At 64.2% G+C, this 13023-nt stretch carries 9 protein-coding genes; 3 read left to right on the forward strand and 6 right to left on the reverse strand.

Annotation, left to right across the window (positions count from 1 at the left end; genetic code table 11):
* Positions 1 to 57: 57 nt before the first annotated feature.
* From bluB to phaR, 5 genes are all read right to left on the reverse strand, one after another.
* Positions 58 to 711, reverse strand: a complete 654-nt coding sequence (gene bluB, locus SOM18_RS10600) for a 5,6-dimethylbenzimidazole synthase (protein WP_031440001.1) — start codon at positions 709 to 711, stop codon at positions 58 to 60.
* Positions 712 to 753: 42 nt separating this feature from the next.
* Complete coding sequence (gene metC, locus SOM18_RS10605; RefSeq protein ID WP_320481628.1) at positions 754 to 1965, reverse strand: cystathionine beta-lyase; 1212 nt, start codon at positions 1963 to 1965, stop codon at positions 754 to 756.
* The gene (locus SOM18_RS10610) at positions 1962 to 2822 is read right to left on the reverse strand and encodes a sulfurtransferase (protein ID WP_031440000.1); all 861 of its coding nucleotides are present in this window, start codon (positions 2820 to 2822) and stop codon (positions 1962 to 1964) included. Before SOM18_RS10610 ends, metC begins: the two co-directional genes overlap by 4 nt.
* Positions 2823 to 2906: 84 nt before the next feature.
* A complete protein-coding gene (locus SOM18_RS10615; RefSeq protein WP_031439999.1) occupies positions 2907 to 3092 on the reverse strand; it encodes a hypothetical protein in 186 nt (61 codons plus the stop codon).
* A 1-nt stretch (position 3093) separates the two neighbouring features.
* On the reverse strand, positions 3094 to 3666 hold the full coding sequence (gene phaR, locus SOM18_RS10620) for a polyhydroxyalkanoate synthesis repressor PhaR (protein ID WP_031439998.1): 573 nt from the start codon (positions 3664 to 3666) through the stop codon (positions 3094 to 3096).
* Between the two features lie 90 nt (positions 3667 to 3756).
* Between phaR and SOM18_RS10625 the strand changes: the two genes are divergently transcribed.
* Together SOM18_RS10625 and SOM18_RS10630 are read left to right on the forward strand one after the other, a co-directional pair.
* A complete protein-coding gene (locus SOM18_RS10625) occupies positions 3757 to 4752 on the forward strand; it encodes an alpha/beta fold hydrolase (RefSeq protein ID WP_031439997.1) in 996 nt (331 codons plus the stop codon).
* Positions 4753 to 4784: 32 nt separating this feature from the next.
* Entirely contained in the window at positions 4785 to 5972 is a 1188-nt protein-coding gene (locus tag SOM18_RS10630; RefSeq protein WP_320481629.1) for an acetyl-CoA C-acetyltransferase, read from the forward strand.
* Positions 5973 to 6061: 89 nt separating this feature from the next.
* Here SOM18_RS10630 and SOM18_RS10635 read toward each other — a convergent pair whose 3' ends face one another.
* Positions 6062 to 9265, reverse strand: coding sequence for a TonB-dependent receptor domain-containing protein (locus SOM18_RS10635; protein WP_052380870.1), 3204 nt, complete (start codon positions 9263 to 9265; stop codon positions 6062 to 6064).
* 469 nt (positions 9266 to 9734) lie between these two features.
* Here SOM18_RS10635 and SOM18_RS10640 point away from each other — a divergent pair, with 469 nt between their 5' ends.
* Positions 9735 to 12992, forward strand: a complete 3258-nt coding sequence (locus tag SOM18_RS10640) for a TonB-dependent receptor domain-containing protein (RefSeq protein WP_031439993.1) — start codon at positions 9735 to 9737, stop codon at positions 12990 to 12992.
* Positions 12993 to 13023: the final 31 nt, after the last annotated feature.

Consider the following 13023-nt stretch of genomic DNA (forward strand, 5'->3'; position numbering starts at 1 on the left):
ATGGATGTTGCGCACCGGACACACCGTCTCGGTCGCAACGCTCGGGTGCGCGCGGGCCTATCGACGCAGGATCGGCGTGCGCCGCGGCGCTTCCCACCCCTCACGCGCCAACTCGGGCATGTCCGCGTCTCTTTCGGGATAACCGAGGCAGAGATAGCCGACGAACCGCCATCCCTCCGGCACGCCCGCAATGTGCGCGATCCGTGCGGGGTCGAGGATCGAGACCCAGCCGAGCCCGATCCCCTGCGCGCGCGCCGCCAGCCACAGTGTGTGTATCGCGATCACGGCGGAATAGGCGACGCTTTCCGGCATGGTCTGACGCCCCAGACCATGACCCTGACTAGGATCGGGTTCGACGAACACCGCGATGTGAACGGGCGCCTGCTCGAGCCCGGCGAGCTTCAACCGGGCGTAGAGCGCGGCACGCGTCTCGTCTTGCCCGGCCAGCGCGGCGGCGTTGCAGGCGGCAAAGTCCGCGCGGATCGCGTCGCGTCGCGCGGGGTCGTCGATCGTGACGAACCGCCAGGGCTGGCTGAGCCCAACCGACGGCGCGGCGTCGGCGATCGCGAGCAGCGCGTCGACTGCGCCCGCGGGCAGCGCGTCGCGCCGGAATCGGCGGACGTCACGGCGCCAGCGGAACAGCAGATCGAGCCTGGCCTGAAACGCCGTATCGAAGACCGGGCCTTCAGCGTCGGGCGGTTCTGTATGCATGATCACCACGCTGTACCCGCTCACGTCCGGCGAGCAAGGTCGCTAGCCGCGCACCGCCCGAAACGCCGCAAGCCCGGCGTCGAGATCGGCGATCAGGTCCGCCGGATCCTCGAGCCCGATCTGCAGACGGACCATAGGCCCGGCGACCTCGCGGCGGGTGACGCTGCGATAGCGATGCGGATCGACCGGCAGCGCCAGGCTTTCGAACCCGCCCCAGCTATAGCCGATCCCGAACAGCTCGAGCGTGTCGATCAGCGCGGCCCGCGACGCCTCGTCACCGCCGTCCAGCACGAACGAGAACAGCCCGCTCGATCCCTTGAAATCGCGCACGAACAGATCGTGCCCCGGGCAGCCAGGCAGGGCCGGATGCAGCACCTGCGCCACCTCCGGACGCGCCTCCAGCCACTGCGCGATCGCCAGCGCGCTCGACTGGTGCTGGGCGAGCCGGACCGCCATCGTCCGCAGCCCGCGACTGCCGAGCCAGCAATCGTCGGGACTGGCGATCTGCCCCAGCTGGAAGCTCGTCTCGCGCAGCGCCTTGAAATGGCCGGGCCCTGCCGTCACCGATCCGAGCATCGCGTCCGAATGGCCGACGACATATTTGGTGCACGCCAAAATCGTCAGGTCGACCCCGTGGCCGATCGCTGGAAAGAACAGCGGCGTGGCCCAGGTATTGTCGAGCAGGGTCGTCACACCGCGCGCGCGCGCGGCCGCGACAATGGCGGGGATGTCCTGCACCTCGAAACTGAGCGAGCCGGGACTTTCCATGAAGATCGCGCGGGTCTTCTCGCCGATCAGGTCGGCGATCCCCGCACCGATCAGCGGGTCGTAGAAGCGGGTCGTGATGCCGAACCGCTTGAGCAGACCGTTCGCCATCCCGCGCGTCGGGTCATAGGCGCTGTCGACCAGCAGCAGCTCGTCGCCCGGCGACAGCACCGATAGCAAAGCCGCGGCGATCGCCGCGACGCCCGATCCATAAAGGAACGTGCCCTCCGCCCCGGGCTCGAGCGTGGTCAGCGCATCCGCAAGGCTCCACTGCGTCGGCGTGCCCTTGCGACCGTAGAACAACCGATGATGCGTATCGCGGGTCGCGCTGTCGCGAAGATGGCCAACGGAATCATACAGGATCGTCGACGCCCGCCAGACCGGCGGACTGACGATCGCCCCTTCCCCGACACCACGAGTCCATTCCGCGCGACGTCCGGCGAGCACCACCTTGGTGGCGTCGCCGACCGGCCTTGTCGTTTCGGTCATTGCGTTCCTGTCGCCTTCGTGCCCATTGCCTTCGGCGTCGACGGATCGCCGCCCCATTCCGACCAGCTGCCGTCGTACAGCGCGGCTTCGTTGCCAAGGAGGTGCGCGCCGAACGCCAGCACCGCCGCGGTGATTCCCGATCCACAGGTCGTCACGATCGGCCTTGCCAGATCGATGCCCGCGCCCTCGAATGCCGATCGCAGCGCGTCGCCCGTCTTCCACGTGCCGTCCGCGTTGAACAGCGTGGCATAGGGCAGTGATTTGGATCCGGGGATATGCCCCGATGCGGTGCCAGGTCGCGGGTCCGCCTCGGCACCGGTGAACCGGGCGGCGGAGCGTGCATCGACGACCTGCTCGGCGCCGCTCGACAGGTTCGCGGTCATCTGGTCCTTCGTGCGAACAGCCTTGTCGTCGGCCCAGATGGTGAAGTGGCGATGCCGCACCGCCTGCTTGCCCGACTCCGTCTCGCGCCCTTCGGCCTGCCATTTCGCCAGACCGCCGTCGAGGATCGCGACATTGTGCGCACCAAAGGTTCGCAGCATCCACCAGGCGCGCGCCGCCGTGCGCCAAGGCGAGCTGTCGTACAGCACGATGCGGCTGCCGTCGCCGAGCCCGAGCGACTGCATCCGGCTGGCGAACTTGGCGGGCGACGGCAGCATGTTGGGCAGGTCGCTGTCGGTGTCGCGAAGCTCGGCGAGGTTCAAGAACACCGCGCCGGGAATATGCGCCGCCGCATAGTCCGCCGCAGCGTCGCGACCCTCGGCATAGGTTGCGTCGACGACCCTGAGATCGCCAGCGCCCGGGACGCTGGTCTCGAGCGCGTTCGCCAACCATTCGGTGCTCACCAGCGTGTCCATGACCTGCCCTCCTGACGGTTGGCGCGAATAGTAACCGGCGCACGCCCGAACGTCGAGGCCGCGGCTCGGCCGCCGCCCCGCCAGCTAGGTCTTGAACGCCAGCCCGATCGTTACCGCCAGCCCGATGAGCGAAAGCATCTGGACGGTCGGCCAGTCGACCCAGCCGACCGCGTCGGGATCGCGCCGCCGATGGCGACGGCGGGCGCCCAGACCCGATGCGATCGCGAGCGCCGCAAAGCCGCCGCTCACCGTCCACAGCAACGGTGCCATGTCAGCTCCCGAGCTTTTCCACCTTGTCCTGAAGACTGGCGAGTTCGGTGCGCAGGGCAGCGATCTCCTCGTCCTTCGTTGCCGCCGGCCTGGCGGCTGCTGGTGCGGGGGATGCTGCAGCCGCAGCATTGCCGGGGGCAAAGGCCTGCGCTGCAACGTCGAACATCGCCAGATTACGCTTGGCAATGTCGGCGAAAGGCGAATGGGCAAACGCCCCTTCGACCGCGGTCTTGAACTGTTCCTGATTGCGGCGGAAGCTATCCATCGATGCCTCGAGATAGCCGGGCACCATCTTCTGCATCGAATCGCCATACATCGAGATCAGCTGGCGCAGGAAATTGACCGGCAGCATCGTCTCGCCGCGGCTTTCCTCCTCCATGATGATCTGGGTGAGGACGTTGTGCGTGATATCCTCTTCGGTCTTCGCATCGACGACCTTGAAGTCACGGCCCTCGCGAGTCATCGTCGCGAGATGATCGAGCGTGATGTAGGATGATGTTTCGGTATTATAAAGCCGCCTGTTGGCGTACTTCTTGATGATGACAAGCCCGTCGACCGTGCTTTGCTTCTTCATATGCAGCCCCTCCACGTGACCGGGGCAAACGCTACGCGCTTTGACATTGCGCCGCAACATGGTCCACGGCCATTGCCGCTGTTCCTCGCCATGTTGCGCAACGAAACCGCAGCATCGCCCGACCGCCGCGCGCGGGCGCTGGCCGGGCTCGACCGCTATCAGGCCGCGCCCCGGGATCTGCCTTTGCCGCCCCGCCCGATCCGCGCGTCGGCCGGCCGGGCGGTCCTGCGCGACTATGGCGGTGGCACTACGGGCAAGCCGGCGGTCATCGTTATACCCTCGCTGATCAACCCGGCGGCGATCCTCGATCTTTCCGCGGACACGTCGCTGATGCAGTGGCTGGCCACGCGGGGCTATCATGCGCACCTGCTCGACTGGGGAACGCCGGGGCCCGAGGATCGGGACCTCGACCTCGACGCGCATGTCGCGCGCATCCTCCTGCCCCTGCTGCAAGGGTTTGCCACCCCGCCGATCCTGGTGGGCTATTGCCTGGGCGGCACCCTCGCCGTCGCCGCTGCCGCCTTGACGCGGGTCGCGGGGCTGGCGACGATCGCGGCGCCTTGGCATTTCGCCGGCTATGGCGAGACCGCGCGTGCCGAGATGGCGCGACTTTGGCGCGCCGGTGCGCCGTTTGCGCGCCAGACGGGGCTGTTGCCGATGGAAGTGCTGCAAAGCGGGTTCTGGCAGCTCGCGCCCGCGCAGACGATCGCGAAATACGAGACGTTCGCCGACCGCGATCCGACCAGCCCCGCCGCGCGCGCGTTCGTCAGGCTGGAGGACTGGGCGAATGCGGGTGCGCCGCTCCCCGCCGCCGCCGCCGCCGGACTGTTCGGGGACATGATCGCCCGGGACCTCCCCGGACGCGGTCTGTGGCGGATTGCCGGTCGCTCGATCGCCCCGCGGGCGCTGTCCTGCCCCGCGGTCGAGTTCGTCGCGCGCAACGACCGGATCGTGCCAGCCGCGACTGCGATCGGACTGGCGGACCGGCGCGACGTCGATGCCGGCCATGTCGGCATGATCGTCGGCAGCCGTGCCCGCGACCAGCTCTGGGAGCCGCTCGCGAACTGGATAGATTCGCTCGGCTAGCGTATTGGATCCGCAAAACGAGAGGACCCGTCATGACCGCCACCCACCCAAGCGACATCGTCATCACCGCCGCCAAGCGCACGCCGGTCGGCAGCTTCCTCGGCGCCTTCGCCACCGTCCCCGCGCATGAGCTCGGCCGGACCGCGATCGAGGCGGCGCTCGCGCAGGCGGGTGTCGACGGCGCCGATGTCTCCGAAGTGATCCTCGGCCAGGTGCTGACCGCGGCGCAGGGGCAGAATCCTGCACGTCAGGCGTCGATGGCGGCGGGCGTTCCCAAGGAAGTCCCCGCCTGGGGCGTCAACCAGGTCTGCGGCTCGGGGCTGCGCGCGGTCGCGCTGGCGTGTCAGGCGATCCAGACCGGCGATGCGACGATCGTCGTCGCTGGTGGGCAGGAATCCATGTCGCTGTCCGCGCACGCCCAGTCGATCCGCGGCGGGCAGAAGATGGGCAATCTCAGCCTTGTCGACACGATGGTCAGCGACGGTCTGACCGACGTGTTCAACGGCTATCACATGGGCATCACCGCCGAAAATCTCGCCGAGCAATATCAGGTGACGCGCGGCGAACAGGACGCCTTCTCGGTCAGCTCGCAGAACAAGGCGGAGGCGGCCCGCGGATCGGGCCGGTTCAAGGACGAGATCGCGCCGGTGACGATTGCGGGCCGCAAGGGTGACACGATCGTCAGCGACGACGAATATATCCGCGCGGGCGCGACCATCGAGAGCGTGTCGGGCGTGCGGCCGGCGTTCAAGAAGGACGGCACCGTCACCGCGGCGAATGCGAGCGGCCTCAACGACGGCGCGGCCGCGCTGGTGCTGATGCGCCGCGACGAGGCCGAGCGCCGCGGCAGTCCGGTGCTCGCGACGATCCGCAGCTGGGCTTCGGCGGGCGTCGATCCGTCGATCATGGGCATCGGCCCCGTCCCCGCCACCCGCCGTGCGCTGGAAAAGGCCGGCTGGACGATCGCCGATCTCGACCTGATCGAGGCAAACGAGGCGTTTGCCGCCCAGGCGTTGTCGGTCGGCAAGGAGCTCGGCTGGGATGCCGACAAGGTCAACGTCAATGGCGGCGCGATCGCGATCGGCCACCCCATCGGCGCCAGCGGCGCGCGTGTGCTGACGACGCTGATCTACGAGATGGAGAAGCGCGACGCCCGCAAGGGGCTGGCGACGCTGTGCATCGGCGGCGGCATGGGAATCGCCATGTGCCTCGAACGGTGAGACTGCCGTTGCCGCACTTATAAGCCTCAAACGAATAAAGGGGGCCGCTCGGTAAGACGAGCGGCCCCCTTTTTCATATTATCGCCCGGTCAGAACTTACCGGCAACGCTCACCGCGAACCGGCGACCGATCAGGTCACTATAGCTCGCCGGGATGATGATCCCGTTGTACTTTTCGCCGACCCTGTTGAACAGATTGGTCACGGCAAAGGTAACCCGGAAACGATCACTTGCGTTTATGTAGACGCTCGGATTGACCGTCACGAAATCCTTGAGCTTGTCGATTTCGCGAAGATCGGCACCACGGCTGACACGAGAGAAAAGCGCTTCGCCGGTATAGTTGAACGAAGTCGAGATGCCGAAGTCGTCATGAAAATAGGAAAGGTTGTACTGGCCCTGAAACGTCGGATCGCCCAGCGTTCCGTCGGTCCGCACGGGGGCAACGCCGGTGATGTCGTTGATGCGCTTCAGCGAGACGAACAGATTTCCCCGCATCCCGACCGAGCCAGGAATGCCCAGCCCCGACAACGAACGATTATAAGTGAGTTCGGACTGGATCCCTTCGAACTTGATCTTGTTTCCATTGACGAAACCACTTCCGACACCCGGGTTTAGGGGGTCGTTGACCACCTGGCCGCCATTGTTGCCACCGTTCGCCGATGCGCCGCCTTGTCCCTGTGCATAGCGTCGGATTTGTGAGCAGAACGCATTGCCGTTCGCCGGATCGGCGGCGTTGAACGTCGAATTGTCGAAACACGCCGATGCGATCTGCGCGACCGTCAGGCTGGCAATTGGATCCGAGATCTTGATGTTCACATAATCGACCGTCAGCGTCAGGTTGGGAATGAAACGCGGCTGCAGAACGACACCATAGGTGAAGCTCTTCGCCACTTCATTCGCAAGCCCGACATTGCCCCCGTTGCGTCCCGGGACGGTGGCGGCTGCGGCATCCAGTGGCGTGGCATTCGGGAATGCCGACAGGAAGGCCGCGCAGTTGCGGGCACGGTTTTCGGGCGCGGCACCGGCATTGATGTTGGCAGGCGAACACAGGTCGGGAACCGTGGTGAACACGTTCGCAACGGGGGAGAACAGCTCGGTGATGGCAGGTGCGCGGAACGACTTCGTATAATTGCCGCGCAGCGCGATATCCCGGATCGGCGCGAACGACACGCCGCCTGCATAGGCCGTGAAACCGCCATTGACGGTGTTGTTGACGTGACGGCCGCTGGCATTCAGCTGAAGCGAATGCAGGAACGACAACCCGTTCTGCGCCGTGACGATCGGAAGGATGACTTCGCCGAACACCTCGTCAACATTGTATCGTCCCGCGACCGGAAGAATGGCGACAGCACGCCCCTGCCCCAGTTGCTCGAAGGTGCTGGGGGTGAAGCTGCCGCGCTCCTCGCGATGCTCATAGCCCAGGTTCAAGCCGGTCTCGTTGCCGAACAGGTCGAACGGGCTGCCGCCGACATTGACGTTGTAAACGATCTGTTCGAGCCGGCTCCTCGTGATGTTCTCGGATACGATGTACGACCGTGCCTCCGGGCTCGAAAGACCTTCACCCAACAGGTTGAGCGGCACGCAGGCGGCGTCTGCGACTGGCGTACCGCCAGGTGCGGCCTGCACCAACGGGGTTGCCGTGCACACGATCTGCCCCGCAGCGTTCCGCGTGACGTTCACCGCATTGATGAACCGCTGGGCGTTGATGTCCTGTCGGGTATCGCGAATATCGACCCGACCGATGTTGCTGCTGGCTTCATAATTAAAACGACGACCACCAACATTGAAATTGCCGCGGACGCCGGCGACGGCACGATATTGCTTGTTGGTCGAGAAGCCCGTCAGGTCGGCCAGATCGAGCGACGCACGCGAGACCTGGAACCGCTGGACGCCGAGCGCCGTTAGCTGCGCGCGCGCCTGATCCGTCAGGAACGGGCTTGCGCTCGTGAACGTCAGCGCGCCGCTGAGACCGCCGAACAGGCTGCTGTTGAAGGTCGGCTGCTGAACCAGTTCGTCACCGCGCGACTGGAAATAGGTTGCCTCGATGAAGACCTTGAACGCATCGGAAAAGTCGTAACCGGCAAAGCCATTAAACACGTTGCGCCGCAGATCGCTGGTGATCTGCGAATAATCGTTGAAGCGGAACCCGTCGCCGCCGCTGCCCTGCTGGACGCTCACGAACCGGATACCCCGGTTGAAGGGCACGAGATTGCCGCTGCGGTCGAACTGATAATTCTGCACTGCCGCCGCGACTGAGCCGGTCCCGTTCGCGTTGGCGAAGGCCGACGTGATCAGACCTCCACCGGTCAGCAACGGCAACGTCCGGTCGCGTACCAGGATCGATCCGGGAAATCCGTCAGTTCCGGAATCATTGAAACCGATTCCTGTATTCACCCGGCCGTCATTTGCGGTGGTCGTACCAGCAGGGCGGCCGAGCTGTGCGGACTGCGCTGTCGAGGGATTGTCGGCCGATCCGATATTGTCGCGAAGGAAACCACGCGAATTGTACAGCAAGCCCTTTTGATAGTCGCGCGTATAGGCCAGCGTGATGTTACCGCGGCCATCGTCAAAGTCGAAGCCGCCCGCCAGCGCTAGGTTGTAACGGAATGCGTCCCCTTCTTCGGTGATACCACTCAATGCGGTGTAGCGAACGCCCTTTAGGCGGGTGTCGAGAATAAAATTGACCGTTGAGGCAATCGCGTCTGAACCATAGGTGGTCGCCCCGACCGTCGAGATCTGTTCGATACGGTCGAGCAACAGCGTCGGAATGACGTTGACGTCGACCTGCGTCCCTGCGCCGCCCTGGTTGAAGATCGTCGTCACGTTGGACGATACCGAGCGGCGGCCGTTGATCAGCGTCAGCGTCCGGTTCGAACCCAGCCCAAGTCCGTTGATGAAATTGACGCCTTGGCCAAACGAACCCTGCGCGCCTGCGGGGGTGATGCTGCCGCGAATGCCCGGCGTCTCGTTCAGCGCATCGGCAGCATTGGTCAGGCCGCGATTGGACAGATACTGATTGTTGATCACCGTGATCGGCACGGTGCCTTCGACGTTCGGAAGCCGGATACGCGATCCGGTGACGGTGATCTCTTCGGGGGCGGACTCGCGCCGCGTTGCGCCATCGGCGCCCACCGCCGGCTCGCCCGCGACCGGCGCGCACAGCGACCCATCGGCGAGACGCTCCTGGCCGGGCGTGCATTCAGGGGTGGTCGAGGTTTGTGAATAGGCGGTGCCGGAAAATCCCGCGGCCAAGACGGCAAGCGCGGATACGCGAACGAGCAGATTGCATCGCATTAGTTATATCCCCCTGTGAACACGTGATTTTCTAGGGAGACATCGGACGAAGATCGACCGTTACATGACGAAATTGTCATTTGGCGCCGCACGCGTTGTAAGAATGCAACATATTTGTCACAATATGTCGCTTGATGATCTATGTTTGTTGTTAAAAACCTCCGCAAAGCCGCTTGGGTGTATTTTGGTTTAAACCCTGTGGTTTGCGATCGCACGGCGGAAGCTGTGAGCCTCGTTGACAACGACACGGCCGCTATCGCCTCGCTGCGGTGATAACGCCACCTCGCCTCTTCGAGTTCACAACATGGAATATGGAAGGGGATGTGTCGAATTGTTGCGTGAACGCTACAGTTTTGTGAAAACTCGGACTTCCGTTCATGCTGCAGCAATAAACCAATTGCGCGGCCAATCGCATGGCGTCACCCTCTCGCCATCGAATAGGGCATAAATGCCAACGCAAAGGGGTTTTATGAAATTTTCTCGCTTTCTGGGCGCGACGGCGATCGTCGGCGCGCTTGCGGCACTGCCCGGCACTGCGCTGGCACAAACCGCACCGGATCAGGTCGCACCTGTTGCGGAAGCACCCCAGCGCGAAGCGTCACAGCCTGCGAACGACGAAATCCTCGTCACCGGGTCGCGCATCGCCAGCCCGAACGGCGAATCCGCGGTTCCCGTGAGCACGATCAGTGCGGTCGAACTGACGACGACCGCCAAGACGTCGATCGGCGACGTCCTGAACGATCTGCCGCAGCTCCAGAGCACCTATAGCCAGGCGAACTCGACCCGCTTCCTCGGCACGGCCGGCCTCAACCTGCTCGATCTGCGCGGCCTTGGAACGCAGCGCACGCTCGTGCTCGTCAACGGTCGCCGGCATGTCGGGTCCGACATCCTCAACAACGCCGTATCGGTCGACACCAACACGATCCCGACTGACCTGATCCAGTCCGTCGATCTTGTGACGGGCGGCAATTCGGGCGTCTACGGATCGGACGCGCTGGCCGGCGTCGTCAACTTCATCCTGAAGGACAATTACGAGGGTCTGCAGGTCCGCGGCCAGGGTGCGATCAGCGAGCGTGGCGATGCCGGGTCCTATTTCGGCAGCGTCCTGGCGGGCAAGAATTTCGCCGACGGTCGCGGCAACCTCGCGGTCAATCTGGAATATTCGCGGCAGAATGCGCTCTACGCGTCGCAGCGCGACTATCTGCGCCAGGCCAACGGCTTCATCGCCACCGATTCGGACGCCGCTGGTGTCGCTAACGGTCAGACGAGCCTGAACTCTGACGGCATTCCGGATTCGGTGTTCTTCCGCGATATCCGGTCGGCAACGATCTCGGCCGGCGGCCTGGTCGCCTTTGCAAGCCCGACCGGCGCTTGCGGGCGCGACAACACGCCGACGGCGACGTTCAACAATGCCGGACGCCCCTTCTCGTGCAACTTCCTGTTCCAGTCGTCCGGCGCCCTCGCGCAGGAGACGGGGTCGCGCGTCGGTCTTGCCGCGACGGCCGGCACGGGCAGCGCGACCAACCCCTTCCGCGCCAGCGCGGTTCCGGCGGGATCCTATATTGGTGGCAATGGCGACACGCGCCGTGAAGGGCAGCTGATTCAGATCCTGCCAGAACTTAACCGGTACTCGGCCAATCTCATCGGCCATTTCGAGGTATCGGACGCCTTCGTCCCGTTCATCGAGGCCAAGTATTCGCGCACCGATTCGGTCGGACAGGGGAGCTCGGGACCGGCCTTCTTCACCGGCCAAACGCTGGACCTTCTCTACGAGCGGCCGCGACTTGATAACCCCTATCTTTCGGCCGATGCGCGCAACACCATCGCTGCGCAGATCCTCGCAAGCGGTATCAATCCGACCACCAACGCACCGCTCACGGCCGCGAACATCACCGCGATCAACAACGGGTCCTTCCGCTTCATCCTGCGCAAGAACCTCACCGATCTGGGCGTCCGCACCGAAGCCGCGCGGCGCGAAACCTACCGTCTTGTCGGCGGTGTCCGGGGCACGTTCAACGACGACTGGCACTATGAGCTTGCGGGGAACTATGGCGAGTTCCGCGAAAAGACGAAGGTCATGGGCAATCTGAACCAGCAGCGCATGGTGCTTGCCCTCGACGCCGTCACCAATCCGGCAAACGGCCAGATCATCTGCGGATCGCAGCTGCCGGGTACGGGTCAGGCGCGCGCCGATGCGTCCTTCGGCGGCGACATCGCCGGAAACGCAGCCGTCCAGGCGGCGGATATCGCCGCCTGCCAGCCGCTCAATCCGTTCGGCACCGGGAATATCTCGCAGGCGGCCAAGAACTACGTCCTTCAGGACACGGTCTCGAGTGGCAAGATCACGCAGCTTGACATCAACGGCTTCGTCTCCGGCGATCTGAGCCAGCTGTTCAGCCTGCCCGGCGGCGACATCGGCTTCTCGGTCGGCGGCGAATACCGGCGCGAGACGGCCTTCTACGAGCAGGATCCCTTGGTCTCGTCAGGCTATACCTTTTACAACGCGATCGGAAAGTTCGACCCGACCTCGTTCGAGGTCAAGGAAGCGTATGGCGAAATCCGCATACCGCTGTTGAAGGACATCACGCTCATCCGCGAGCTGACACTGAGCGGTTCGGGCCGCGTGTCGGATTACAAAGGCTCGGCGGGCACGGTTTACGCATATAGCGGCAACGCGACCTATACGCCGATCGATGGGATCCGTTTCCGCGGAAACTATTCTCGCTCGGTCCGTGCGCCCAACCTGTCCGATCTCTACTCGCCGCAATCGCAGAACTTCGCCACCGTCACAGATCCGTGCTCGGCGCGAAACGTCGCGGGGGGCACGCAGTTCCGGGCCGGCAATTGCGCCGCGGCGGGCATTCCGACCACCTACGACTATGTCTACGCACAGACGCTGGAGATTGTCAGCGGCGGCAATCCGCAACTCGACGTCGAAAAGTCGGATTCCTACACCTATGGCGTGCTGCTCCAGCCCAGGTTTATCCCGGGCCTGACGCTGTCGGTCGATTACTACAACATCAAGGTCAACAATGTGATCACCGCGCCATCGGCGCAGGGCATCATCAACAGCTGCTACGATTCGCCAACGACCGGCAACCAGTTCTGCTCGCTCTTCACTCGCGTTCCCGCGGGTCAGACCGGTGCTGTCGGTGAAGAGCAGTATCGCATCGTCGAGGGCAGCCTTCAGCAGACCTTGCTCAACTATGCAAAGCTGCAGGTTCGCGGTATCGACGTCGACCTGAACTACACGCACACCTTTGGCGATGTTCGCCTGAACAGCCACATCATCTACACGCACGTGCTGACCAACAGCTCGTTCACCGACCCGACGCAGCCGGGCTTTGCTGACACGACGGTCGGCGAAGTTGGAACGCCCAAGGATCAGGTCAACTGGAACCTTGGCGCTGATTTCGGCTCGGTCTTCGGCAACCTGCAGATGCGTTACATCACGAAGCAGTCGGTCGGGGCCGCCGAGAACCGTCAGTCGTTCCAAGGCCGCGTCCCGCAGAACCTCGACGATTTCGACATCCCCTACTACCCCGACGTGTTCTACATGGACGTGAAGTTCGGCGTGAACGTCACGCGCGAAACGAACTTCTACTTCGGCATCGACAACCTGACCGACCGCCTCCCGCCACTGGGCTCGACGGGCATCGGCGCCGGCACCGCGATCTTCGAGCCGCTGGGCCGCAAATTCTACGCCGGGTTCCAGGCGAAGTTCTGACCTGATCGCGATTTTCGCGACAAACGCTATC

Origin of the sequence: Sphingomonas sp. CFBP9019, from assembly GCF_034045155.1 — a bacterium.
Classification (GTDB): Bacteria; Pseudomonadota; Alphaproteobacteria; order Sphingomonadales; family Sphingomonadaceae; genus Sphingomonas; species Sphingomonas aerolata.